This window comes from Brevibacillus brevis NBRC 100599 (assembly GCF_000010165.1).
Classification (GTDB): Bacteria; Bacillota; Bacilli; order Brevibacillales; family Brevibacillaceae; genus Brevibacillus; species Brevibacillus brevis_D.
Window position 1 is genome coordinate 197,501 of record NC_012491.1, and the last position, 23,006, is coordinate 220,506.

27 protein-coding genes and 2 other annotated features (1 of these 29 cut by a window edge) are annotated in these 23,006 nt (G+C 47.5%); of the genes, 26 read left to right on the forward strand and 1 reads right to left on the reverse strand.

Annotation, left to right across the window (positions count from 1 at the left end):
* From BBR47_RS01155 to pssA, 9 genes are all read left to right on the forward strand, one after another.
* Nucleotides 1-814, forward strand: partial view of an MGDG synthase family glycosyltransferase gene (locus BBR47_RS01155; RefSeq protein ID WP_012683952.1) — the 3' portion only. Its footprint begins 308 nt before the window's first position; only the last 814 of its 1,122 coding nucleotides appear in the window; the start codon falls outside the window, past its left edge; the stop codon is at nucleotides 812-814.
* Between the two features lie 29 nt (nucleotides 815-843).
* A complete protein-coding gene (locus BBR47_RS01160; RefSeq protein ID WP_012683953.1) occupies nucleotides 844-1,530 on the forward strand; it encodes an HAD hydrolase-like protein in 687 nt (228 codons plus the stop codon).
* Between the two features lie 188 nt (nucleotides 1,531-1,718).
* The gene (locus BBR47_RS01165) at nucleotides 1,719-2,183 is read left to right on the forward strand and encodes a CtsR family transcriptional regulator (protein WP_012683954.1); all 465 of its coding nucleotides are present in this window, start codon (nucleotides 1,719-1,721) and stop codon (nucleotides 2,181-2,183) included.
* A 16-nt stretch (nucleotides 2,184-2,199) separates the two neighbouring features.
* Complete coding sequence (locus tag BBR47_RS01170) at nucleotides 2,200-2,718, forward strand: UvrB/UvrC motif-containing protein (RefSeq protein WP_012683955.1); 519 nt, start codon at nucleotides 2,200-2,202, stop codon at nucleotides 2,716-2,718.
* Between the two features lie 19 nt (nucleotides 2,719-2,737).
* Nucleotides 2,738-3,811: a protein arginine kinase gene (locus BBR47_RS01175; RefSeq protein WP_012683956.1), complete on the forward strand. Its 1,074-nt coding sequence runs from the start codon at nucleotides 2,738-2,740 to the stop codon at nucleotides 3,809-3,811.
* Between the two features lie 66 nt (nucleotides 3,812-3,877).
* The gene (locus tag BBR47_RS01180) at nucleotides 3,878-6,328 is read left to right on the forward strand and encodes an ATP-dependent Clp protease ATP-binding subunit (RefSeq protein WP_041749199.1); all 2,451 of its coding nucleotides are present in this window, start codon (nucleotides 3,878-3,880) and stop codon (nucleotides 6,326-6,328) included.
* Between the two features lie 106 nt (nucleotides 6,329-6,434).
* Nucleotides 6,435-7,802, forward strand: a complete 1,368-nt coding sequence (gene radA / locus BBR47_RS01185; RefSeq protein WP_012683958.1) for a DNA repair protein RadA — start codon at nucleotides 6,435-6,437, stop codon at nucleotides 7,800-7,802.
* An 8-nt stretch (nucleotides 7,803-7,810) separates the two neighbouring features.
* Nucleotides 7,811-8,887, forward strand: a complete 1,077-nt coding sequence (gene disA, locus BBR47_RS01190) for a DNA integrity scanning diadenylate cyclase DisA (RefSeq protein WP_012683959.1) — start codon at nucleotides 7,811-7,813, stop codon at nucleotides 8,885-8,887.
* 114 nt (nucleotides 8,888-9,001) lie between these two features.
* The gene (gene pssA, locus BBR47_RS01195; protein WP_012683960.1) at nucleotides 9,002-9,730 is read left to right on the forward strand and encodes a CDP-diacylglycerol--serine O-phosphatidyltransferase; all 729 of its coding nucleotides are present in this window, start codon (nucleotides 9,002-9,004) and stop codon (nucleotides 9,728-9,730) included.
* Between the two features lie 95 nt (nucleotides 9,731-9,825).
* Here the strand turns inward: pssA and BBR47_RS01200 are convergent, their stop codons facing one another.
* Nucleotides 9,826-10,221: a hypothetical protein gene (locus BBR47_RS01200; RefSeq protein WP_007716195.1), complete on the reverse strand. Its 396-nt coding sequence runs from the start codon at nucleotides 10,219-10,221 to the stop codon at nucleotides 9,826-9,828.
* Nucleotides 10,222-10,507: 286 nt separating this feature from the next.
* Here BBR47_RS01200 and BBR47_RS01205 point away from each other — a divergent pair, with 286 nt between their 5' ends.
* The 17 genes from BBR47_RS01205 (at nucleotide 10,508) to rplL (ending at nucleotide 22,976) form a co-directional block, all read left to right on the forward strand.
* Nucleotides 10,508-11,596 carry a PIN/TRAM domain-containing protein gene (locus tag BBR47_RS01205; protein WP_012683961.1) on the forward strand — a complete coding sequence of 363 codons (1,089 nt, stop codon included), beginning with the start codon at nucleotides 10,508-10,510 and terminating at the stop codon, nucleotides 11,594-11,596.
* A 27-nt stretch (nucleotides 11,597-11,623) separates the two neighbouring features.
* The gene (ispD, locus tag BBR47_RS01210) at nucleotides 11,624-12,310 is read left to right on the forward strand and encodes a 2-C-methyl-D-erythritol 4-phosphate cytidylyltransferase (RefSeq protein ID WP_012683962.1); all 687 of its coding nucleotides are present in this window, start codon (nucleotides 11,624-11,626) and stop codon (nucleotides 12,308-12,310) included.
* A gap of 3 nt (nucleotides 12,311-12,313) precedes the next feature.
* Nucleotides 12,314-12,787: a 2-C-methyl-D-erythritol 2,4-cyclodiphosphate synthase gene (gene ispF / locus BBR47_RS01215; RefSeq protein ID WP_012683963.1), complete on the forward strand. Its 474-nt coding sequence runs from the start codon at nucleotides 12,314-12,316 to the stop codon at nucleotides 12,785-12,787.
* 87 nt (nucleotides 12,788-12,874) lie between these two features.
* The gene (gene gltX, locus BBR47_RS01220; protein ID WP_012683964.1) at nucleotides 12,875-14,341 is read left to right on the forward strand and encodes a glutamate--tRNA ligase; all 1,467 of its coding nucleotides are present in this window, start codon (nucleotides 12,875-12,877) and stop codon (nucleotides 14,339-14,341) included.
* 27 nt (nucleotides 14,342-14,368) lie between these two features.
* Nucleotides 14,369-14,628 (forward strand) — a binding site (T-box leader).
* 90 nt (nucleotides 14,629-14,718) lie between these two features.
* The gene (cysE, locus tag BBR47_RS01225) at nucleotides 14,719-15,384 is read left to right on the forward strand and encodes a serine O-acetyltransferase (RefSeq protein WP_012683965.1); all 666 of its coding nucleotides are present in this window, start codon (nucleotides 14,719-14,721) and stop codon (nucleotides 15,382-15,384) included.
* Nucleotides 15,365-16,771, forward strand: a complete 1,407-nt coding sequence (gene cysS, locus BBR47_RS01230) for a cysteine--tRNA ligase (protein ID WP_012683966.1) — start codon at nucleotides 15,365-15,367, stop codon at nucleotides 16,769-16,771. Before cysE ends, cysS begins: the two co-directional genes overlap by 20 nt.
* 17 nt (nucleotides 16,772-16,788) lie before the next feature.
* Complete coding sequence (locus tag BBR47_RS01235; protein WP_007716204.1) at nucleotides 16,789-17,193, forward strand: Mini-ribonuclease 3; 405 nt, start codon at nucleotides 16,789-16,791, stop codon at nucleotides 17,191-17,193.
* A 1-nt stretch (nucleotide 17,194) separates the two neighbouring features.
* Nucleotides 17,195-17,950 (forward strand): 23S rRNA (guanosine(2251)-2'-O)-methyltransferase RlmB, encoded by a 756-nt coding sequence (gene rlmB / locus BBR47_RS01240; protein ID WP_012683967.1) that lies wholly within the window; start codon nucleotides 17,195-17,197, stop codon nucleotides 17,948-17,950.
* Between the two features lies 1 nt (nucleotide 17,951).
* Nucleotides 17,952-18,476: an NYN domain-containing protein gene (locus BBR47_RS01245; protein ID WP_012683968.1), complete on the forward strand. Its 525-nt coding sequence runs from the start codon at nucleotides 17,952-17,954 to the stop codon at nucleotides 18,474-18,476.
* A gap of 83 nt (nucleotides 18,477-18,559) precedes the next feature.
* Nucleotides 18,560-19,210, forward strand: a complete 651-nt coding sequence (gene sigH, locus BBR47_RS01250) for an RNA polymerase sporulation sigma factor SigH (RefSeq protein ID WP_005828894.1) — start codon at nucleotides 18,560-18,562, stop codon at nucleotides 19,208-19,210.
* A 237-nt stretch (nucleotides 19,211-19,447) separates the two neighbouring features.
* Nucleotides 19,448-19,597 carry a 50S ribosomal protein L33 gene (rpmG, locus tag BBR47_RS01255; protein WP_003392018.1) on the forward strand — a complete coding sequence of 50 codons (150 nt, stop codon included), beginning with the start codon at nucleotides 19,448-19,450 and terminating at the stop codon, nucleotides 19,595-19,597.
* On the forward strand, nucleotides 19,597-19,845 hold the full coding sequence (gene secE / locus BBR47_RS01260; protein WP_012683970.1) for a preprotein translocase subunit SecE: 249 nt from the start codon (nucleotides 19,597-19,599) through the stop codon (nucleotides 19,843-19,845). The genes rpmG and secE overlap by 1 nt, the downstream gene beginning before the upstream one ends.
* A gap of 45 nt (nucleotides 19,846-19,890) precedes the next feature.
* A complete protein-coding gene (gene nusG / locus BBR47_RS01265) occupies nucleotides 19,891-20,427 on the forward strand; it encodes a transcription termination/antitermination protein NusG (RefSeq protein ID WP_012683971.1) in 537 nt (178 codons plus the stop codon).
* A 187-nt stretch (nucleotides 20,428-20,614) separates the two neighbouring features.
* Nucleotides 20,615-21,040: a 50S ribosomal protein L11 gene (rplK, locus tag BBR47_RS01270; protein ID WP_005828886.1), complete on the forward strand. Its 426-nt coding sequence runs from the start codon at nucleotides 20,615-20,617 to the stop codon at nucleotides 21,038-21,040.
* 89 nt (nucleotides 21,041-21,129) lie between these two features.
* On the forward strand, nucleotides 21,130-21,813 hold the full coding sequence (rplA, locus tag BBR47_RS01275; protein ID WP_012683972.1) for a 50S ribosomal protein L1: 684 nt from the start codon (nucleotides 21,130-21,132) through the stop codon (nucleotides 21,811-21,813).
* A gap of 42 nt (nucleotides 21,814-21,855) precedes the next feature.
* Nucleotides 21,856-22,017, forward strand: a sequence feature (ribosomal protein L10 leader region).
* Nucleotides 22,018-22,042: 25 nt separating this feature from the next.
* On the forward strand, nucleotides 22,043-22,558 hold the full coding sequence (gene rplJ / locus BBR47_RS01280) for a 50S ribosomal protein L10 (protein ID WP_012683973.1): 516 nt from the start codon (nucleotides 22,043-22,045) through the stop codon (nucleotides 22,556-22,558).
* A gap of 55 nt (nucleotides 22,559-22,613) precedes the next feature.
* The gene (gene rplL, locus BBR47_RS01285; protein WP_007716218.1) at nucleotides 22,614-22,976 is read left to right on the forward strand and encodes a 50S ribosomal protein L7/L12; all 363 of its coding nucleotides are present in this window, start codon (nucleotides 22,614-22,616) and stop codon (nucleotides 22,974-22,976) included.
* The last annotated feature ends 30 nt before the right edge of the window (nucleotides 22,977-23,006 follow it).

The following is a 23,006-nucleotide window of genomic DNA, read 5'->3' on the forward strand; positions in this document are numbered from 1 at the left end:
CTTTATTGCTACGCATCCGTTTGCAAGCTGTATGCTCTCCGTACTGAAGGGAAGAAATGATTGGAAGGAACCAATCTATACGATCATTACGGACTATACCATCCATCCTTCATGGATTAATCACCATATCAATTATTACTTCATCGGTCATGAACAGCTGTATTACCTGTTAGACGTTTATCGACAGGATCATCAAAAATTCATTCCGATGGGCATTCCTATCATGAAGAAATTCAGCTTGCCATTGGAACCCGAATTGATTCGGCAAAAGCTTGGTCTCGCTCCTGAACAAAAGAGCATTATTCTTTCGGGGGGCGGATTGGGTCTCGGCTCGATGGAAAAGGTATTAGATGGGCTAGAAGAGATTAACATTCCCCTGAAAACTTTTGTGTTAACAGGGACAAACGACAAGCTATACAATAAGGTGACAAATCGTACGTATCGGCATGAAGTCATTCCGCTAAAATTCATCAATAACTTCCACGAATACTTGGAAACGGCTGATTTAATTGTCACCAAATCAGGCGGACTTACATCAGCTGAAGTAATGAGTAAACGGGTACCCATGATTGTTTACAACCCTCTGCCTGGACAGGAAGAGAGGAATAGCCACTTTTTGCTCAATAATGGATGTGCGGTACACGCGAATCTATCCGAGCAGTTGATTTACTTTATCGATGAACTATTGCATAGCCCGTCCAAGGTGGAATATATGCGTAGAATGGGACAAAAAATCTCCAAGCCAGATGCTGCACAACGAATTACTGAGTTTATCATGGATGATATGAATATGTTGCCAGGAAAAGTAGAATAGCTGCCTAGCCAGACAAAATGGAGGAACCCATGACTGTACCATTCGCGATATTATTTGATATGGATGGCACGTTACTGCAAACAGAAAAGCTGTCGACCCCCGCTTTTATTCGAACGTTTGACCAGCTTCGTCAAAAAGGGCTATGGCAAGGGGAAACCCCTGACGAGCGTGAACTGATCAATGTACTGGGAATGACGATCGAGCAGATCTGGGACAAATTACTGCCGGGTGCGAGTGAAGAAGCCATTCGCTCAGCAGATGCTTTCTTGCTAGACAACGAAATCCAGTTACTCAAAGAACGAGTGACCGAGCTATATCCGGATGTAAAATCAACCTTAGAAAAGCTGCATGAAAAAGGAGTTGCTTTATTTGTAGCAAGCAATGGGCAGGAAGAGTACATCGATGCCATTTGTCAGGCATACGAGTTAAAGCCGCTGATGACAGACCTGTACTCGGCTGGTCGTTTCCGCACGCATTCCAAAAATGACCTGGTTGCAAAATTGTTGTCTGATTACAAAATTGGGCAGGCCATCATGGTAGGAGATCGTCACTCCGACGTGGAAGCAGGCAAGACAAACGGTTTATTTACCATTGGATGCGACTTTGGTTTTGCGAAACCAGGCGAGCTTGATGGGGCAGATGTTATTATCACCAGCTTCTCTCAGCTACTGAATCATTTGCCAGCAATCGACACCAATAAGCAAGAACAAGCATAAACCATTCCTCAGGGAGTGGTTTTTTTGTTGATCATGTCCAAGTTTCAAGCGACCCTCTTTTGCCCACACTAGAATGTGTAAGGGACACTTGCGGGCACGCACTAAACCCATTATAATTAACGTCAAAGATAGTCAAAGTCAATAGGTAACCTCATAAGAACATACACAGAGGAATAGGAGGCGATGACTTGCGAAACATCTCGGACATCATTGAACATCACTTGAAAAGCATCCTTACTAACAGTCCCAATGGATCGATCGAGATTCAGCGTAGTGAGCTTGCCGACCATTTTCAATGTGTGCCGTCTCAGATCAATTACGTCATCAATACGCGCTTTACCGTTCAAAAAGGATACCTCGTAGAGAGTAAGCGCGGGGGCGGCGGGTATATTCGCATACGCAAGGTGCAGATTGTCAGCAAAGCACGCTTGCAGGAATTGCTAACAGAAGAACTGATTGGTGAGAGCATCAGTCAGAGTGTGGGATATGCGATCGTAGAAAGACTATTGGAGGAAGGGTTAGTCAACATTAGAGAAGCCACCTTGATGAAAATCGCTACCTCGCGAAACGTTTTGACTCTGGAAGCTGAATTGCGGGATCGTTTGCGGGCAAATATTTTAAAGCAGATGATCGCGGCAATCTTGTTGAAGTAAAAGGAGGTATGATGTTATGAACTGTGAGGAATGCGGAAAACGACCGGCGACACTTCATTTGACGAAAATCGTCAATGGCGAAAAAACCGAATACCATATTTGCGAGCAATGTGCTCATGAAAAAGGGGACGTCTTTACCGGCTTTCACAACTTCAGCATCAACAATCTCCTGTCAGGACTTTTAAAATTTGATCCCATGCAAAAGAATGGACGCGAAACGGCAACGAATAAGCCGCTTCAATGCGAAACATGTGGACTCACATATGCTCAATTTAGTAAAAGCGGCCGATTTGGCTGTAGTGATTGCTACACCTTTTTGGGGGATCGACTGGACCCACTTTTCCGCCGGATTCATGGAAACACACAGCATAGTGGAAAAGTACCAGAGCGTACCGGTGGCAAACTGAAGATCCGTAAAGAGCTGGAGCAACTAAAGCAAGCGCTGCAAAGTCATGTCGCCAGTGAAGAGTTCGAGAAGGCAGCAGAAATGCGTGATCGAATTCGAGCATTGGAACAAAAAATGGCCCAATCGTAGCAAGGGAGGTTAGCTGGTTATGTCCCAAAAGCAGTTTATGCAAAACCCGTGGAGCAATTGGATGAAAGGAGAAGGTCCTGATTCCGACATTGTCATTAGTACACGGCTGCGTATCGCCCGTAACCTGCGCCAGCACCCCTTTCCGTTATTGGCAACGGACTCGCAGGCCGAGGAAGTCGTCAGAAAGGTAACGGAAGTAAGCGATTCGGAGGCAATGCGCAAACGGCATCAGCTTCAGGTCATCCATATGGATCAAATTAACCCGTTAGAAAAACGGGTGCTCGTAGAAAAGCATCTGATTAGCCCTCATCTGGCAGAGGAATCCCGTAAAGGTGCCGTATTGCTTCGGGAAGATGAGTCTGTCAGCATTATGGTTAATGAAGAAGACCACATTCGAATACAGGTACTATTACCCGGGTTTCGTTTGAACGAGGCATGGGAAATAGGTACGAAGATAGACGACATTTTTGAGAAAAGCTTGAACTACGCGTTCGACGAAACTCGAGGATATCTTACAAGCTGCCCAACCAATGTGGGTACGGGAATTCGTGCATCCGTGATGCTGCACCTGCCCGCTCTGGTGATGACGCAGCAGATCAGCAGAATTTTACAGGCGATTAATCAAGTTGGTCTGGTCGTTAGAGGAATTTACGGAGAGGGCAGCGAAGCTCTAGGGAATCTTTTTCAGTTATCCAATCAGGTCACACTGGGGATGTCTGAGTCGGATATCCTTTCCAATCTCTACGGTGTGGCCAGACAGATTATTGAGCAAGAGCGTGTGGCACGCACTTACTTGCTGGAGCATACCCGGGTTTCTTTGGAGGATCGGATTTTTCGGTCGTATGGCATCTTGATGTATGCCCGCACGGTAGAGTCCAAGGAAGCGGCTCAGCGCCTGTCAGATGTACGTCTGGGGATTGATCTAGGCATCATTCCTAATGTATCTCCGCTCGTCTTAAACGAACTGTTGGTCACGACACAGCCAGGTTTTTTACAACACCACGCTGGTCAAAAGCTCACTCCGGACCAACGCGACGAAAGAAGGGCAAGGCTGATCCGCGAACGTCTACGCGTAGTAGAATCACAAGAGTAATCGTAATGGTATCACGCAATTGTTAACCATATAGAGAAAAAACACGGTTATACGGAGGTGTACGATATGATGTTTGGACGTTTTACAGAACGCGCACAAAAAGTACTGGCGCTTGCCCTGGAAGAGGCGGTTCGTCTCGGACACAAAGATATTGGGACAGAGCATGTGCTGCTGGGACTCATTCGAGAAGGCGAAGGAATTGCGGCGAAGGCACTGCAATCACTTGGGCTTGGCCTCGATAAAATCCAGAGTGAAGTGGAGTCGTTAATCGGGCGAGGAACAGAGCAGTCCGGTAGTAATTACACACCAAACTATACACCTCGCGCCAAAAAGGTCATTGAACTGTCGATGGACGAAGCCCGCAAGCTGGGTCATACCTATGTGGGGACTGAACATATTCTGCTTGGCTTGATCCGTGAGGGAGAAGGCATTGCTGCGAGAATCATGAACAATTTGGGCGTTAGCCTGAACAAGGCACGGCAACAGGTGCTCCAGCTGCTGGGCAGCTCGGAAATGATGGCATCTCATCAACCGTCTGGAGGGAATCCAGCGGCGAATACGCCGACATTGGACGGCTTGGCAAGGGATCTGACTGCAATCGCTCGTGACGGCGGTCTGGACCCGGTTATCGGTCGCCAAAAAGAAATCGAGCGTGTGATCCAAGTACTTAGCAGACGTACCAAGAACAACCCTGTTTTAATTGGGGAGCCTGGTGTCGGGAAAACAGCTATCGCAGAAGGTCTTGCCCAAAAAATCGTGAACAACGAAATTCCGGAGACCCTTCGTGATAAGCGCGTCATGACCCTCGATATGGGAACCGTTGTTGCGGGAACCAAATATCGCGGTGAGTTCGAAGATCGTCTGAAAAAAATCATGGACGAAATTCGCCAAGCAGGAAACATCATCCTGTTTATTGATGAGCTGCACACCCTGATTGGTGCTGGTGGAGCAGAAGGCGCAATTGACGCCTCTAACATTTTGAAGCCTGCGCTGGCTCGTGGTGAGCTACAGTGCGTAGGTGCTACAACGCTGGATGAATATCGCAAGTACATCGAAAAAGACGCGGCACTGGAGCGTCGTTTCCAACCGATTCAGGTTGATGAACCGACAGCGGAGGATGCCATTCGTATCCTGCATGGCCTTCGTGATCGTTATGAAGCCCACCACCGTGTCAAAATTACCGATGAAGCAATCGAGCAGGCAGTAAAGCTGTCTGACCGCTATATTACGGAACGCTTCCTGCCTGACAAGGCCATCGACTTGGTTGACGAGGCGGCATCGAAAGTCCGCTTGCAATCCTTTACCGTTCCGCCAAACCTCAAAGAGCTGGAGGGACGTCTGGAAGAGGTGCGCAAGGAAAAAGACGCTGCCGTACAATCACAAGAGTTCGAGGAAGCAGCAGCACTTCGCGATCAGGAGCAAAAACTGCGTGAAGAACTGGATAAAACGAAAAAAGACTGGAAAGAACGCCAAGGCCAGCTGAACATGGAGGTTACGCCAGAAGACATCGCGCAAGTAGTGGCGAGCTGGACGGGTATTCCTGTGTTAAAGCTGAAGGAAGAAGAAACAGAGCGCTTGTTGAAGATGGAAGAGATTTTGCACGATCGCGTTATTGGTCAAGATGAAGCAGTCAAATCCATTTCGCGTGCGATCCGCCGTGCCCGTGCTGGTTTGAAAGACCCAAAACGCCCAATCGGCTCGTTTATCTTCCTGGGGCCTACCGGTGTGGGTAAAACCGAATTGGCTCGTGCCGTGGCGGAGACGCTTTTCGGTGACGAGGATGCCATGATCCGCGTGGATATGTCCGAGTACATGGAGAAGCATTCCACCGCTCGTCTGGTAGGTGCCCCTCCAGGCTACGTAGGCTTTGACGAGGGCGGTCAGCTGACCGAAAAAGTGCGCCGTAAGCCTTACTCCGTCATTTTACTGGACGAAATCGAGAAAGCTCACCCAGACGTATTCAACATCCTGCTACAAGTTCTGGATGATGGTCGTTTGACAGACTCCAAGGGACGTACCGTCGACTTCCGCAATACGGTTGTCATCATGACTTCCAACGTCGGAGCCAGCATGATCAAGAAAAATACAACGCTCGGCTTCACGACCAATGATTCGGAAAGAAAGTATCAGGATATGAAGGACAAAGTCATGGATGAGCTGAAGAAGAGCTTCCGTCCTGAGTTCTTGAACCGTATCGACGAAGTCATCGTGTTCCACTCCTTGGAGCAAGAGCATATCGAGCAAATCGTAACTCTCATGACAGATGAGCTGCGTAAACGTTTGAAAGAGCAGGACATTGATTTCCAATTGACCGAAGAAGCCAAGAAAGTATTGGCAAAAGAAGGCTTTGATCCGGCCTATGGTGCACGTCCTCTGCGTCGAGCTATCCAGCGCCACATCGAGGATAATTTGTCCGAGGAATTGCTCAAGGGCACGATCAGTAAAGGCGATACCGTCAATATCGAAGCGGAAGAAGGCAAGCTGGTAGTCAAGCGCCTTGAAAAAACGAAATCATAAGCTGGGTTGAAACGTAATAGAATGCCTCCTGATTCGGGAGGTATTCTTTTTTTGGGTGCGTTATTATGATAAAAGTAGAGAAAGAAATCCAAGTGAGGGTGCGATTATGTCAAAGTATAAAACGAAATACGCGTGTCAAGAATGTGGCTATGAATCGCCAAAATGGATGGGGAAATGCCCGGGATGCAGCAGTTGGAACACCCTGGTAGAGGAAGTGACGGTAAAAACTGCACATCGTCACGAAGGGATGAGTGGCGGCCAGCGTCAATCTGCTATTCCACTGACCCAGGTAGCCAGTGAAGAAGACCCACGCATGGATACGACGATCGGAGAATTGAATCGTGTTCTTGGTGGAGGACTTGTTCCGGGTTCACTCATTTTGGTTGGGGGAGACCCTGGAATCGGGAAATCGACATTGCTTTTGCAAACTTCTTTTGCCTTGGCTCATCAAGGGGCGAAGGTTCTCTATGTATCTGGAGAGGAGTCGGCAAAACAAATCAAAATTCGCGCGGATCGACTCCATTTGCAAACGCCGCCGATGTTTGTATTGGCAGAAAATGATTTGGATTTGATCGAACAGCATATTAATCAAGTAGACCCGGATGTTCTGATTATTGACTCGATCCAGACCGTGTTTCACCCGACGATCCAATCGGCAGCGGGGAGTGTCGCACAAGTGCGGGAGGCAACAGCCCAATTGATGCGGATTGCAAAAGGGAAAGGGATTGGTACCTTCATCGTCGGTCACGTAACCAAGGAAGGCTCCATCGCCGGTCCGCGTATGCTTGAGCACATGGTGGATGCTGTTCTCTATTTTGAAGGGGAGCGTCACAATACGTTTCGAATTTTGCGTGCCGTCAAAAACCGTTTTGGTTCGACAAACGAAATCGGTATTTTCGAGATGAAGGATCGCGGTCTGGAGGAAGTGGCGAATCCATCTGAGATATTTTTGGCAGAGCGTCCATTTGGTGTTGCGGGTTCCACAGTCGTAGCCAGTATGGAGGGCACACGTCCCGTTTTGGTTGAGCTACAAGCTCTCGTTGCCCCGACCAGCTTTGTAACCCCACGGAGAACGGCAACAGGGGTCGATCATCAGCGTGTGGCGATGATCATGGCGGTGTTGGAAAAGCGCATGGGCATGATGCTGCAAAATCAGGATGCTTATGTAAACGTAGCAGGTGGGGTCAGATTAGATGAGCCAGCGGTTGATTTGGCGATTGCCGTAAGCATTGCAAGCAGTTTCCGTGACCACGCTACCAATCCGCATGATGTCGTTATCGGAGAAATTGGCTTGACTGGTGAGGTGCGCGGTGTCTCCCGTATTGAGCAACGAGTACGAGAAGCCCATAAATTAGGCTTTAAGCGTGTCATCATACCGGAGAAAAACATCCGCGGGCTGGATGCGCCAGCAGATATTCAAGTAATTGGTGTGAGCAATATCGCCGATGCGTTGAACGAGGTGATAAGGAGGTAGGAGTGGGCATGCAGGGGAACATCAAAAGAACTCCGCAAATCGGTGATGTGCTTCGTCTCGTGGCACCCGGCACACAGCTTCGTGAAGGGTTGGAAAATGTTTTACGGGCCAAAACAGGGGGCTTGATCGTTATTGGGTGCGGTCCGGAGATGAAGTCGATTGTCGATGGCGGTTTTTCCATCAATTGTGATTTTTCTCCTGCCCATTTGTATGAATTAGCGAAGATGGATGGGGCGATTATAGTAAGTGAAGACGCAAAACGCATCCTGTACGCGAATACGCAAATCTTCCCACCCTCCTCAATCCCCACGAGCGAGACGGGCACACGGCATCGTACAGCACAACGTACGGCCATTCAAACGAATCATCTGGTCATTGCTATCTCCCAGCGTCGCAATGTGATCACGCTGTATCAGGGGAGTTTCCGGTATGTCTTAAGCGAAATCAGTGTCATTCTGGCCAAGGCGAATCAAGCTGTATCTACCCTTGAGAAATACAAGGCCGTCCTTGATCAAACTTTGACGAATCTCGGTGCGTTAGAATTTGAGGAGCTCGTTACTTTGCATGAAGTTGCCTCGGTTTTGCAACGGATTGAGATGGTGTTACGTATTAAGACTGAGGTCTCCAAGTACATATGTGAGCTAGGGGTAGAAGGAAGGCTCGTCAGTATGCAGTTGGAGGAACTGGTTTCAAACATTGAGGAAGAGGCCCATATGCTTATTCGGGATTATTCCCGAGATCCATCCTATTCACCTGATCTTGTACTGCGGGACATGAAAAAATTGAACTCAGAGGAAATGCTGGAGCTCACTTCTTTTTTACGAACGCTGGGGTATTCCTCTAATGCCAGTATGCTCGATGAATCCGTTTCCCCTAGAGGTTATCGGATCCTGTACAAGATCAGGCGTCTGCCCGTTACAATCATCTCGAATCTGGTAGAGCATTTTCATCATCTGCCACGAATCATGATGGCAACGATTCAGGAATTAGACGAAGTGGAAGGCATTGGTGAGGTTCGAGCGAGAGCGATTAAAGAGGGACTGAAACGGATTCAAGAACAAGTGTTCATTGACAGGCACATTTAAAGTAGAATAGGATAAAGGCATTATTTGTATTCAGCATTTGCCTAAGGGACTTGGATGAAAACAAGGTCAACAGGATAACCTGCTCCTTACGCAAAAGAAATCAGGAGGTAGTCTATGTTCGTGAAATCGTTACCGAACATACTAACCGTAAGCAACTTGTTTCTGGGAGTTTTAGCAATTATTCTTGCGTTTCGAGGCGATCAATACGTCGAATATGCAGCGATCACAGTGATCATTGGTATGCTGGCAGACGGGCTGGATGGACGTGTAGCTCGTATGTTAAACGCCCAAAGTGAGTTCGGGAAGGAATTGGATTCCCTTTCTGACGTTATTACTTTTGGGATTGCGCCGGCGTTCATTATGTATGTTGTCGTCTTGCAACACTTTGATTTGCTTGGGATTCTCATTACAGCCATTTTTCCGATCTGTGGTGCGCTTCGTTTGGCGCGTTTTAACGTACAGGCCGGGGTTCCGGGGTATTTCATCGGTTTGCCGATTACGGCAGCGGGGGGCGTACTGGCTACGCTCGCACTCTATCACCAAGTGTTCACTCCGGTATTGCTTGCCGTAAGTATGTTGCTGCTTGCCTTTTTGATGGTATCAAAGGTCAAGTATCCTAACTTTAAAAAAGTGGGGATTCCAAAGTCTGCTTACTGGATCACACCCATTATCATCGCGATTGTGGTTATTGTAGCGATTAAGTATCCGCAGCAGTTTCCAAAAATTGTTTTCTTGCCACTTGCTTTTTATGCACTCTACGGAATAAAAAAAAACGTTGACTTTCTCGTCAAAAAATTACGTAAGCGTAAAAACAAAGAGAAAGAATCCGTTCCGTTTGAATAGTTTCGGCATAAAAAAACCCACACTTCAATGTGCGGGTTTTTCTTTTTTGTATGCAACTTTTTTTAGGGTTCATTCGTAATACGAGTAGCGGACTTTTAAGACAGGTTGAAGACACCCAAAGTATTCAATCGGTTGGATTCCTTCTGAAGGACATCTTCTAGCTTAATGTCTGTAATATTGCACAAGGCAGTGAGGTAAAAGAGGTTTTTGCCAAGCTCAGCAGTAACTACATCGCGACAATGCTCGCACAGCGGTCCGTTAAAGTGGGTGTCCAAATGGGACTTGTTGTCCTCCAGGTTCTTGTTTGAATCGTACGTCTGTTTTTTGGCAACCACTTCGACACAGCCGCATTCGGTGATGGCTTTTGTCAGTGAACGGTTAATGCGGGATGCCGTTTCCTGAACTTTGGACATGACGTCCAGTACGCTACGATGTCTGATTAAAAGCTCGGATACTTGCGTTTGAAAGTCGTCTATGTTTCGATTGTCCATCTGGTTCACCTCTGCTTTAGGCTGTTGGTATCGTCATAATTTTCTCTCATTACGATACTGACATTATAAGAAGGGAGTCAGCTCCCTGTCAATTTAACATCGAAGGAAACGAGTGTTCCCGGGTTGACGAGAAAATGACAACTATGTTAAAATTTTTGGCTATTTGACATGGCAAAATCTTTTTTGCTATAGTGAGGGAAAGTAAGATGAAGCATTATAATGATTTGGAAAAAAATAGGTTTTTACTCTTAGGCTTCTGTCTATATTAGTAAAAGGAGGTGAAGGCATGTTACGCCGAGTAGGAAAATTCATTTTTGTTTTGATTGGTGCCGGATTGGGGTATCGATTTGGTGACGAATTGTTCTCGTTGCTCGACCCACTGTTAAACTTTGGTGTAGTAGCCGGATCGCAATATATTGGGGCTGTACTAGGTGCCATCTTGTTTTTCTTTTTAGCGAATTGGGTTGTGGATTATGTTCTGCGCATCGTTCGATGGGGTGAAGAGACACTCGTCAAAATGCCGGTTGTCGATGTGATGTTCGGAGCGATGGGGTTGATTAGTGGTCTTATTGTTGCATTCTTATTATTCCTGCCCATCAGTAAAATTCCGATTCCATTTGTGGGAGATCTTTTGCCGTTAATTGTTTCCGGGTTGCTCGGTTATTTGGGCTTCCAGGTAGGGTTTCGCAAGCGGGACGAGATTATGTCGGTATTTTCGATTGGACGTAAGGATAAGAAAAAGGATAGCGCAACAACTACCGTTAACCTGGAAAATAAAATCCTCGATACCAGTGTCATTATTGACGGACGCATCGCAGATATTTGCCGTACCGGCTTTCTAGAAGGGGTTCTGGTCATTCCGGGATTTGTGTTAGAGGAGTTGCAGCATATCGCCGATTCCTCCGATGTACTGAAGAGAAACCGCGGTCGTCGGGGTCTGGATATCTTGAACAAGATTCAAAAAGAAATGAAGGTAAAGGTTCAGATTTGGGAAGGCGATTTTGAAGAAGTATCCGAGGTGGACAGCAAGCTGATCAAGCTCGCAAAGCTCATTAACGGAAAGGTCGTAACAAACGACTTCAACCTGAACAAGGTATGTGAGCTGCAAGGTGTTGCGGTATTGAACATCAATGATTTAGCGAATGCAGTCAAGCCCGTAGTTTTACCTGGAGAAGAGATGAACGTCCAAGTCATCAAGGATGGGAAAGAGCACGGTCAGGGTGTCGCTTACCTGGACGATGGCACGATGATTGTTGTAGAGGGCGGACGAGAATACATCGGAAACGACGTCGATGTTCTCGTAACGAGTGTGCTACAAACTTCAGCAGGACGAATGATCTTCGCCAAACCAAAGTTGCTGGAACGAGCGTTATAGAAAAGACAACAGGAGAGGGATGAAGCAGTGAGTACGGGTGTCGTGATCGTTGCAGCCGGTTCGGGTAAACGAATGGGTGGGCAACGAAACAAGTTGTGGTTACCGCTTGCGGGCGAGCCGATCCTGGCTCATACGGTACGTCTATTTGCTACTCATCCCGACATTGATGAAGTCGTGCTGGTGGTGAGTGAAGCAGACCACGCAGAAGTAATGACCTTGATCTCGGCTGAAAAGCTGATGGTTGTGATTACTATGGGGGGAGCAGAGCGACAGGACAGTGTGAGAAATGGCTTGGCTTCCCTATCCGCAAATTGCGATTACGTACTGGTTCACGATGCTGCCCGTCCTTTCGTCACTCGCAAACAGATCAGTGACATGATCAAACAGGTACAACAAGATCAGGCAACGATCATGGCAGTACCTGTCAAAGATACGATTAAAGTGGTGGGGGTAAATGGACTTGTAGAGTCAACCCCGGCACGGGAAAGCTTGTGGGCGGTTCAAACCCCACAAGCTTTTCGTATGTCTTTACTGCGAGAGGCACATCAGGCAGCAGGGGAAGCAGGGAAGCTGGGTACGGATGATGCGATGCTGGTTGAGTGGCTGGGTCATCCGGTATCGATTATGCAGGGAAGCTATGAGAACATTAAGATTACGACGCCAGACGATCTGTGGTTTGGTGAAGAGATATTGCGGAAACGAAAGGGAGAGTAGTTCATGCGTATTGGACAAGGTTTTGACGTGCATCAATTAGTAGAGGGGCGTCCATGCATTATTGGAGGCGTCACCATCCCGAATGAAAAAGGCTTGCTAGGGCATTCTGACGCGGATGTTCTCCTCCATGCGATTAGTGACGCGATTCTTGGAGCGATTGGTGAGGGGGATATTGGCCGTCATTTTCCGGATACAGACCCGGCTTTTAAGGATGCCGATAGCGTAAAGCTGCTGGAGCATGTATGGAAGTTGGTTCGGGAGCGCGGCTACCGATTAGGTAACGTGGATGCAACGATCATTGCTCAAGCGCCGAAAATGGCACCGTACATTCCGCAAATGTGTGAAGTCATTGCACGCGTGCTGGAGGCAGACGATCTCTCGCAAGTGAATGTGAAGGCGACGACATCCGAGAAACTCGGTTTTACAGGCAGAGGGGAAGGAATCGCTTCGCAGGCGGTATGCTTGCTTGTCAAGTAGAGGGGCAAGGTGTAACATAAAGCCTTAGATACGTTTTTACTTAGGTCAAGGTTATAGCCTTTTACATTCATAAGGATGGTGCTACCAATGGCGAAAGAAATTCGCACTCGTTATGCGCCGAGTCCTACGGGGCATTTACACATCGGCGGTGCGCGAACAGCGCTCTTTAATTATCTTTTTGCGAAACATCACGGTGGTTCGTTCATCGTTCGGATTGAAGATACGGACCAAACGCGCAATAAGGAAAATGCGGACGAAGAGCAAATGAAAAACCTGAAATGGCTCGGCGTAACATGGGAAGAAGGTACAGACGTTGGGGGACCATATGGACCGTACCGTCAAACAGAGCGCCTGGACATTTATCGGAAATATATCGATCAACTGCTAGCAGAAGGCAAAGCATACTACTGCTACGCGACAAAAGAAGAGCTGGATGCAGAACGTGAAGAACAGCTCGCGCGTGGAGAAACACCACGCATTCTGGAAAAGCACCGCCATGTAACGGACGAGCAGCGGGCTCAGTACGAAGCAGAAGGTCGAGTGCCATCCATTCACTTCCTCGTTCAGGATGATCGCGAATATGTCGTGAACGACCTGATTCGCGGCCAGGTAACATTCAACTCCAACGAGATGGGCGATTTCGTTATTTGCCGTCCGGATGGGATTCCTACATACAACTTCGCTGTTGTAGTGGACGACTATTTGATGAAAATTAGCCACGTCATTCGTGGAGAAGAGCATCTGTCTAACACGCCTCGTCAATTGATGATTTACGAAGCGTTTGGATGGGAAGCGCCTGACTTTGCTCACTTGGCACTGATCCTCAACCAAGACGGCAAAAAGATGTCCAAGCGCGATGAGAGCATTCTTCAGTTCATTGAACAGTACCGTGACCTGGGCTTCTTGCCAGAAGCAATCGTGAACTTCCTTGTTCTCTTGGGATGGTCTCCAGGTGGCGAAGAAGAGATTTTCTTAATGGAAGATCTGATCAAGCTGTTCTCAATGGATCGCGTGAACAAGTCTCCAGCTGTGTTTGATGCAACGAAGATGAACTGGATGAACAACTTTTATTTGAAGCGTCAACCGCTGGATATGATTACAGACATGTGTATCCCGCATCTGCAAAAAGCTGGCTTCATCGAAGAGACTTTGTCTGCTGAGAAGCGCGAATGGGTTCGCAGTATCGTAGGCCTGTACCAAGAGCAAATGTCCTACTGTGCGCAAATCGTTCCGTTGGCAGCCCTTTTCTTCCTCGACGAAGTGGTGTACGATGAAGAAGCAACTCTGGTGCTGAAAGAACCGCAATTGCCGGAAGTACTTGCTTCCTTTGTGAAACACCTTTCTGCCCAGGATGCATATAATGTGGATGTTATTAAAGCGGTACTCAAGGACGTGCAAAAGGAAACGGGTCACAAAGGCAAGGCGTTGTTTATGCCGGTTCGCGTAGGAGCAACTGGCCAGGCGCATGGTCGTGATTTGGCAGAGACGTTGTATCTGCTTGGACGCGACAAGGTGATTGCACGTGCACAACAAGTAATTGCAAACGGTCAGTAAGTATTGGCTGGCTATCTTTTATAAATAAGGAATGCGACGATCAGGAGAAGTACAACAGTCTGCACATCTACAGAGAGGATGGATAGGTGAGAGCCATCTGATGTGTCCTGTATGGAAATGCCCCTGTGAGCAATGAGCTGAACCTATCTTTTTGAAAAGATATCAGTAGGCGTCATCGGCCTCCCGCCGTTATCGGGATATGAGCGAGATCGTTCGAGGTTGTTTGTTATGTCTTTGCAGCCAAGACGATCTAAGCAGAGTGGAACCACGGTAAACCCGTCTCTGTCCCTTCGAATTGGAGGGGATAGGGACGTTTTTTTATTTTAGAGGAAGTTGAACACTCGGCAGGTAAATCAGGCAGGAGGTGCCACCCAAAAATGTTAGCACAGATGAGAGATGACATTCATGCTGTTTTTGAACGAGACCCGGCTGCGCGCAGTACGCTGGAAGTCGTCATGACCTATTCCGGATTGCACGCGATATGGGGGCACCGGATTGCCCACAGGCTCTGGAAAGCTGAGCTGTGTACACTCGCCCGAATTGTCTCTCAACTATCCCGCTTTTTCACGGGAATTGAGATTCACCCGGGCGCGACAATTGGCCGCGGCCTGTTCATTGACCATGGCATGGGTGTTGTGATCGGAGAGACGTGCGAAATCGGAGACAATGTAACGATTTATCAAGGGGTTACACTCGGGGGAACAGGTAAAGAAAAAGGAAAGCGTCACCCTACGATCGGCAATGATGTCATTATTGCAACGGGAGCAAAGGTGTTGGGCTCCTTCAAAATTGGCGATAATTCAAAGATAGGGGCTGGTGCCGTTGTTTTGCAGGAGGTACCGCCGAACTCGACCGTAGTAGGAATCAAGGGGCGTATCGTCATCCAGGATGGCAAGCGGGTCAAAAATGACCTGGACCATGTAAACATGCCAGACCCGGTAGCGGATACGATTCGTATGATGCAAAAGGAAATTGATCAATTACGCAAAGAATTGGAGCTTTTGAGGGAGGATAAAAAGAACGATGGGCATTCAGCTGACTAACACGATGACGCGGCGAAAGGAACCGTTTCACACATTGGAGCCAGGAAAGGTAAAAATGTACGTGTGCGGCCCGACCGTGTACAATTACATTCACATTGGAAATGCGCGCCCTGCCATTGTATTTGATACACTGCGCCGTTACTTGAAATATCGTGGCTACGAAGTGACATTCGTGCAAAACATTACGGACGTAGATGACAAACTGATTCGTGTGGCGAATCAGGAAGGTGTCACTGTCAAAGAAGTGGCGGATCGATACACAGATGCGTACAATGCTGATCTGAAATCACTGAACGTATCGCCTCCAGATATTCAACCGCGAGTGATGCAGACCATTCCGGAGATCATTGAATTCGTGCAAGGGCTGATTGAAAAAGGCTTTGCCTACGAGAGTGAAGGTGACGTCTATTTCCGCACGGGGCGTTTTCAGGAATACGGAAAGCTTTCGCATCAACCGTTGGATGATTTGCAGGCAGGTGCTCGTGTAGAAATCAACGAGAAAAAGGAACATCCCCTGGACTTTGTGCTTTGGAAAGCGGCCAAGACTGGAGAAGTTACTTGGGATAGTCCGTGGGGCGAAGGAAGACCGGGATGGCATATTGAGTGCTCGGCAATGGCCCTGAAGTTTTTAGGGGAGGAAATCGATATTCATGCAGGCGGAACAGACCTTGTGTTCCCTCACCACGAGAACGAAATTGCCCAGTCGGAGTGCTTTACGGGCAAAGTTTTTGCTCGCTACTGGCTGCACAACGGCATGCTCAATATCGACAACGAAAAAATGTCCAAATCCCTCGGGAATTTCTTGCTTGCACGCGATCTTTCGGAGAAATTCGGCGGTCAATTAATTCGCTTCTTTATGCTTCAGGGACACTATCGCAACCCGATCAATTTTAGCGAAGAGTTGATCGAACAAGCGGCCAATGGTTTGGATCGAATCACGACGGCGTATACGAATCTTTCCCATCGTCTGGATACCGCCCGAGCAGAAGAGCCGAATGATCAGGCACAGGAGCAGGCACGAATCATTGGAGAGCTTCGAGAGCGCTTCATTGCTGAGATGGATGATGATATCAATACAGCGAATGCTATTACCGTTATTTTTGATGTGGTGAAGGAAGCCAACCTTTATTTGCGTCATCAAAATGTAGGCGAAACCGAAGTTCGTGCATACATGGATTTGTTGGTGGAGTTGACGGAGGTTCTTGGTCTTGACATTGCAGAAGAGCAGGAGCTGTTGGATAGTGAGATTGATGCGTTGATCGAAGAGCGCACAGAAGCTCGCAAAGCAAGAAACTTTGCGCGTTCTGACGAAATCCGCGATCTGCTCGCTGCAAAAGGAATCGTGCTTGAGGACACGCCACAAGGTGTTCGCTGGCGTCGAAAATAAGGGGCCGAAGAAAATAAATGCAAAAAGAAGAACTGACCCGAGATCCTAATCTGACAAATCCACTCGTGCTTGCCTTCCTCGGGGATGCTACCTATTCGCATTGTGTCAGGTATCATTTGATCGCCAAGGGGCTGGTTAAACCAAACCAGCTCCACAAGGCGGCCAACCGCTATGTTTCAGCGAAAGCACAGGCCAATGTGTTGTTGACGTTAATGCCCACATTGCCGGAGGAAGAATTGAATGTAGTGAAGCGGGGGCGGAATGCTAAATCCGGCTCCAGTGCCAAAAACGCAGATATTATCGACTACCGTCATGCAACGGCTTTTGAAGCATTGATCGGGTACCTGTACTTGAGTGGAAAAGAAGAGCGGATCGCTGAAATTGTGCAGCAGGCTTTTGCCATAGTGGAAGGAGAATCATGAAATGAGTGAAGAATGGATTCTGGGGAAAAACCCCGTCATCGAGGCTTTGCGATCAGGCCGTACGATCAATAAGATTTGGGTTGCAGAGGGAACGAATAAAAATCTGATGGGACCTGTCTTTGCCTTGGCAAAAGAACAGGGTGTCATTGTGACGACAGCGAACCGCAAAAAGCTGGATCAGCTTGTGTCGACGGACAACCACCAGGGTGTAGTGGCTTCTGTCGCTGCTTACGATTACGTAGAAGTAGACGATATTTTAAAGCGGGCAGAGGAGAAAAACGAGGCGCCGTTTATTTTGCTGCTGGACGAGCTGGAGGATCCGCATAACCTCGGTTCCATCATGCGGACAGCCGATGCAGTCGGGGCTCATGGTGTCATCATTCCAAAACGACGTTCAGTCAGTCTTACAGCAACAGTGGCAAAAGCTTCGGCAGGGGCAATCAACTACGTACCGGTAGCACGAGTGACGAACTTGGTTCGTACCATGGAAGAGCTCAAAGAACGCGGTGTTTGGATCGCGGGAACAGACGCGAGTGCCAAGCAAGATTTCCGCCAGGGTGATTATACGATGCCGCTTGCAATTGTCATTGGCAGCGAAGGAAAAGGCATGAGTCGTCTTGTCCGGGAAAACTGTGATTTTCTGTACAGCCTTCCGATGGCGGGCAATGTTACCTCACTCAATGCTTCTGTAGCAGCTGCCTTGTTGATGTATGAAGTCTATCGCTCCAGGAGTCCAATTCCGACGCGGGTGAAATGACATGGCGAAACGAAAAGCCAAGCAGCTGTTGATCGTAGATGGATACAATATCATCGGCGCCTGGCCCGATCTGCGCCTGTTGAAGGATCAAGAGCGGATGGACGAGGCGCGTGATCAATTAATCGCAAAAATGGCTGAGTACCAGAGCTACACTGGTGTGATGGTCATCATTGTCTTTGATGCGTACAACGTTCCTGGTAGTGGCCGTCAAATGGAAGACTTCCAGGTTGAAGTTTATTTCACGAAAAAAAAGGAGACGGCAGACGAGAAAATTGAGCAATTAGTCTCCCAATTTCACAATAAAAATCGACAAATTTATGTAGCAACTTCTGACTATACCTCTCAACGTGTCATATTTGGGCAGGGGGCTTTGCGCAAATCAGCGCGGGAGTTGTTGCTCGATATGGAAAATGCGGGCAAGGAAATCAAGAAACAGGTCGAAAAAACGCAAGAAGAACGTTTCTCCACGCGGATTACGCTGAATGATGAAATAGCGAAAATATTCGAAAAATGGAGAAGGGAATAACTTGGATTCGGTTGACGCTTTTTTACGGCATCATGTATAATAACGCTATCTATTGGAGAAACCGGTTGGCGGAGGGATCATTTGTGAGTGTTGACCTCAAGGAGTTAAAACATGCCCAATATGAACTAATGACCGACGAAGAAGTAGTCGACCTGGTTCGCGATAATGACGCCGAAGCTTTGGAGTATTTGATCAACAAATACAAGAACTTCGTTCGTGCCAAAGCGAGATCCTATTTTCTTATTGGGGCTGACCGCGAAGACATCGTGCAGGAAGGGATGATCGGACTGTACAAGTCTATTCGCGACTTCCGAGGAGACAAGCTCACGTCGTTCAAGGCATTTGCTGAGCTGTGTATTACCCGTCAGATCATTACCGCGATCAAGACAGCGACACGCCAGAAGCACATCCCGCTCAATTCTTACGTCTCACTGGACAAGCCTATCTACGATGAAGATTCTGACCGCACACTCCTCGATGTGATCTCGGGAACAAAAGTGACCGATCCAGAGGAATTGTTTATCAATCGGGAAGAGTTCGATGATATCGAGGGCAAAATGAGTGAAATTTTGAGTGACTTGGAGCGTCAGGTTCTCATGCTCTATTTGGATGGGCGATCCTATCAGCAGATTGCCGTCGAGCTGAAGCGTCACGTCAAGTCTATTGATAATGCATTGCAGCGAGTAAAGCGCAAGCTAGAGCGCTATTTGGAAGGAAGAGAGATTCATCTGTAGAGAATCTCTCTTTTTATTTTGGAAGCAAAAGGACTATCTCTTGTCAAGTCATTTTGTTTGACATGGGTATTTCGGTATGATAAATTTATTTAGGTAGCCATAGACTCTTATCTCTCTGTTCTATGGTTACTTAGGTGAATGAAATGGTCTGGAAAAAGTAGCGGTTTTCCCGTACTATTTATCATCGGGGTACTTTTAACTAATAGCAGGTTTGAAATGAGATGGAGGTGGCAATAAATGCGAGTAAACATCACGTTGGCGTGCACCGAGTGTGGCGAGCGTAACTATATCTCCACAAAGAACAAGCGCACCACTACTGAACGTGTTGAACTGAAAAAGTATTGCTCCCGTGACAAGAAGCAAACCCTTCATCGCGAGACGAAGTAATGGTTGATGCGACGAAGTCAGGGGGTGGCAAAGTGGGTTTTTTATCACGAATTGGAGCCAGTTTTCGCCGTACCGGTGGTTTTTTTAGTGACGTAATGTCCGAGCTAAAGAAAGTCCGTTGGCCTAACCGTAAAGAATTGACGACTTATACGCTCGTTGTTCTTGTCACGGTTGTGCTCCTGGCAATATTCTTCTTCGTCGTTGATTTGGGTATCTCGCGCTTGATCGATTTGATTCTAGGAACGTAATTATGCAAGTCTTAGGAGGGACGGACGGTTATCGTCCTGTTGGATATGGAAAAAGCATGGTATGTACTTCATACGTACTCAGGTTACGAAAACAAGGTAAAAACAAATCTGGAGAAGCGACTCGAGTCGATGGGCATGGAAGACAAGATCTTTCGCGTTCTTGTTCCCACTGAAGAAGAGGTGGAAACCAAGGATGGTAAAAAGCGCACCGTCACGAAAAAAGTGTTTCCTGGATACGTCCTTGTTGAAATGGTGATGACGGACGACTCATGGTATGTCGTGCGCAACACCCCTGGGGTTACCGGCTTTGTCGGATCCACGGGTGCTGGCTCTAAACCGACAGCGCTGCGTCCTGAAGAGGCCGATACGATTCTCAAGCAAATGGGAATCGAAATTCCCAAGATCAGAGTCGATTTTGCTCTCCGCGATATGGTGCGCGTCACAGATGGTCCGTTTTCCAATCGCACCGGGGAGATTATCGAGATTTACCCGGACAGGCAGAAGGTTCGCGTATTGGTGGACATCTTCGGTCGCGAAACACCGGTAGAGCTAGACTTTACACAAGTTCAACAATTGGATTAGGATTCAACTTGAAAAGTATCGCGCTATGTGGTACATTTCATTTTGTTTTAACAATCCCACAAAACTAATTTGGGGTTTCTTGCACTCTCACTATAGATCGAAAGTCTGTTACATACAGACTTTCAAAAAACGGTGGGAGGGGGCATTCCCCCGTAATAACCACATGTGAAGTAAGGAGGTGTGTTACGTGGCTAAGAAGGTTATCCGCGTAATTAAATTACAAATCCCAGCAGGTAAAGCGAATCCTGCACCTCCAGTAGGTCCGGCTCTCGGTCAAGCTGGTGTAAACATCATGGGATTCTGTAAAGAATTCAATGCTCGCACTGAAAGCGAAGTAGGTATGATCATTCCGGTGGAAATCACCGTGTTTGAAGACCGTTCTTTCACTTTTATCACAAAAACTCCTCCAGCTGCAGTTCTGTTGAAGAAAGCTGCTGGTATTGAGTCCGGTTCTGGCGTACCAAACAAAACAAAGGTTGCTACGCTGAAGCGTGATAAAGTTCGTGAAATCGCAGAACTGAAGCGTCCTGACCTGAATGCTGCATCCGTTGAAGCGGCTATGCGCATGGTAGAAGGTACAGCTCGTTCTATGGGTATCGTAATCGAAGACTAATTGTCTTGAGTGCAAGGGGGCACAGACGTTGTGCCCCCCTGTCTGTGGGAGGATCAACCGCTACGACCACATTGAAGGGAGATTTAATCATGGCGAAAAAAGGTAAGAAATATCAAGATGCTGTAAAGCTCGTTGATAAAAATAAAGTATACGAAGTAGTTGAAGGCGTTGAGCTGGTTAAAAAAGCAGCTACAGCTAAATTCGACGAAACTGTTGAAGTAGCTTTCCGTTTGGGCGTAGATCCTAAGCGTGCTGACCAACAAATTCGTGGCGCAGTTGTATTGCCACATGGTACTGGTAAAGTACAACGTGTTCTCGTATTCGCAAAAGGTGAAAAAGCGAAAGATGCGGAAGCAGCTGGCGCAGACTTCGTAGGCGATGCAGACATGATCGCAAAAATTCAAGGTGGCTGGTTCGACTTTGACGTTGTAGTAGCTACTCCTGATATGATGGGTGAAGTAGGTAAATTGGGTCGTGTACTCGGTCCAAAAGGCCTGATGCCAAACCCTAAGACCGGTACAGTTACTTTCGATGTAACCAAAGCGGTTAACGAAATCAAAGCAGGTAAAATTGAGTATCGTGTAGACAAAGCGGGTAACATCCACGCTCCTATCGGAAAAGCATCCTTCGATGCTGACAAACTGGTAGAAAACCTGGCTGCTCTGACTGAAGCACTGAACCGTGCGAAACCAGCTGCTGCTAAAGGTGTTTACATGAGAAACGTAACCCTGAGCTCCACTATGGGCCCTGGCGTACGTGTAGCTGTAAAATAATGACACTTGACTTCCTTTACGGGAGTTGTTAAGATAGTCCCTGTTGATGAAAAGAATATGCCGTAGACAGAAGGTGCGGTGCTTGTGAGAGTAACGCTTAATACCCCTCCGAGGCGTGTAATGTACGAATGAGGAAACGCTGTTTCCTTTGACGATATAGCATTATGCCCTCGTGAGTCTGCGAGGGCATTCTTCATTTTCTAGGATTAGAGCACGGGAGGTGTAATCAATGGCAGAAATTCGTCCAACCGTTATTCGTGAAGAAAAGGTACAAGCGATCAACGAAATCGCAGCTAAACTTCGCGAAAGCCAAACTACAGTGGTAGCTGACTACCGCGGTCTGACAGTAGCACAAGTAACTGAGCTCCGTAAGCAATTGCGTGAAGCTGGTGTTGAGTTCCAGGTGTTGAAAAACTCCCTGACTCGTTTGGCTACTGAGAAGGAAAGCCTGACTGAACTGGATCAATATCTGACTGGACCAAACGCTCTGGCGTTCTCCAAAGACGATATCATCGCTCCAGCGAAAGTTATCGCTGAATTCGCTAAGAAAAACGACAAGCTGGAAATCAAGGGTGGCGTTATCGAGGGTAAAGTAGTTGATGCTGAGCAAATTAAAGCTCTGGCTTCCCTGCCGAACCGCGAAGGTCTCTTGTCCATGCTTCTTTCCGTCCTGCAAGCTCCAATGCGCAACGTTGCACTGGCAGTCAAAGCAGTGGCAGAACAAAAAGAAGGTCAAGGCGCGTAATCGTCTGATCGGTTAATGTTTTACAAATACTATTCCTTGAATGGAGGATTTACAAATGTCTAAAGACCAAATCTTGGAAGCCATTAAAGGCATGTCCGTTCTCGAACTGAACGATCTGGTAAAAGCAATTGAAGAAGAATTCGGTGTAACTGCTGCTGCTCCTGTAGCTGTAGTTGCTGGTGGCGGAGCAGAAGCTGCTGCTGAGCAAACTGAGTTCACTGTTAACCTGGTAAGCGGCGGCGCTTCCAAAATCAACGTAATCAAAGTTGTTCGCGAGCTGACTGGCTTGGGTCTGAAAGAAGCAAAAGACCTGGTAGACAACGCTCCAAAAACACTCAAAGAGGGCGTTTCCAAAGACGAAGCAGAAGCCCTCAAAGCAAAACTCGAAGAAGCTGGCGCACAAGTAGAAGTAAAGTAAGTTAGCTTCCTTTAGGATATCCCCTTGCCT

Excerpts from the sequence above, each read along its gene's own strand:
- rplA (WP_012683972.1), top strand. The coding sequence starts at position 21,130 with ATGGCGAAAAAAGGTAAGAAATATCAAGATGCTGTAAAGCTCGTTGAT.
- rlmB (WP_012683967.1), top strand. The coding sequence starts at position 17,195 with ATGAGTGAAGAATGGATTCTGGGGAAAAACCCCGTCATCGAGGCTTTG.
- nusG (WP_012683971.1), top strand. The coding sequence starts at position 19,891 with ATGGAAAAAGCATGGTATGTACTTCATACGTACTCAGGTTACGAAAAC.
- BBR47_RS01205 (WP_012683961.1), top strand. The coding sequence starts at position 10,508 with ATGTTACGCCGAGTAGGAAAATTCATTTTTGTTTTGATTGGTGCCGGA.
- BBR47_RS01175 (WP_012683956.1), top strand. The coding sequence starts at position 2,738 with ATGTCCCAAAAGCAGTTTATGCAAAACCCGTGGAGCAATTGGATGAAA.
- ispF (WP_012683963.1), top strand. The coding sequence starts at position 12,314 with ATGCGTATTGGACAAGGTTTTGACGTGCATCAATTAGTAGAGGGGCGT.
- pssA (WP_012683960.1), top strand. The coding sequence starts at position 9,002 with ATGTTCGTGAAATCGTTACCGAACATACTAACCGTAAGCAACTTGTTT.
- BBR47_RS01170 (WP_012683955.1), top strand. The coding sequence starts at position 2,200 with ATGAACTGTGAGGAATGCGGAAAACGACCGGCGACACTTCATTTGACG.
- gltX (WP_012683964.1), top strand. The coding sequence starts at position 12,875 with ATGGCGAAAGAAATTCGCACTCGTTATGCGCCGAGTCCTACGGGGCAT.
- BBR47_RS01180 (WP_041749199.1), top strand. The coding sequence starts at position 3,878 with ATGATGTTTGGACGTTTTACAGAACGCGCACAAAAAGTACTGGCGCTT.
- cysS (WP_012683966.1), top strand. The coding sequence starts at position 15,365 with ATGGGCATTCAGCTGACTAACACGATGACGCGGCGAAAGGAACCGTTT.
- rpmG (WP_003392018.1), top strand. The coding sequence starts at position 19,448 with ATGCGAGTAAACATCACGTTGGCGTGCACCGAGTGTGGCGAGCGTAAC.
- BBR47_RS01245 (WP_012683968.1), top strand. The coding sequence starts at position 17,952 with ATGGCGAAACGAAAAGCCAAGCAGCTGTTGATCGTAGATGGATACAAT.
- BBR47_RS01200 (WP_007716195.1), bottom strand. The coding sequence starts at position 10,221 with ATGGACAATCGAAACATAGACGACTTTCAAACGCAAGTATCCGAGCTT.
- rplJ (WP_012683973.1), top strand. The coding sequence starts at position 22,043 with ATGGCAGAAATTCGTCCAACCGTTATTCGTGAAGAAAAGGTACAAGCG.
- rplL (WP_007716218.1), top strand. The coding sequence starts at position 22,614 with ATGTCTAAAGACCAAATCTTGGAAGCCATTAAAGGCATGTCCGTTCTC.
- BBR47_RS01235 (WP_007716204.1), top strand. The coding sequence starts at position 16,789 with ATGCAAAAAGAAGAACTGACCCGAGATCCTAATCTGACAAATCCACTC.
- disA (WP_012683959.1), top strand. The coding sequence starts at position 7,811 with ATGCAGGGGAACATCAAAAGAACTCCGCAAATCGGTGATGTGCTTCGT.
- cysE (WP_012683965.1), top strand. The coding sequence starts at position 14,719 with ATGTTAGCACAGATGAGAGATGACATTCATGCTGTTTTTGAACGAGAC.
- BBR47_RS01160 (WP_012683953.1), top strand. The coding sequence starts at position 844 with ATGACTGTACCATTCGCGATATTATTTGATATGGATGGCACGTTACTG.
- secE (WP_012683970.1), top strand. The coding sequence starts at position 19,597 with ATGGTTGATGCGACGAAGTCAGGGGGTGGCAAAGTGGGTTTTTTATCA.
- radA (WP_012683958.1), top strand. The coding sequence starts at position 6,435 with ATGTCAAAGTATAAAACGAAATACGCGTGTCAAGAATGTGGCTATGAA.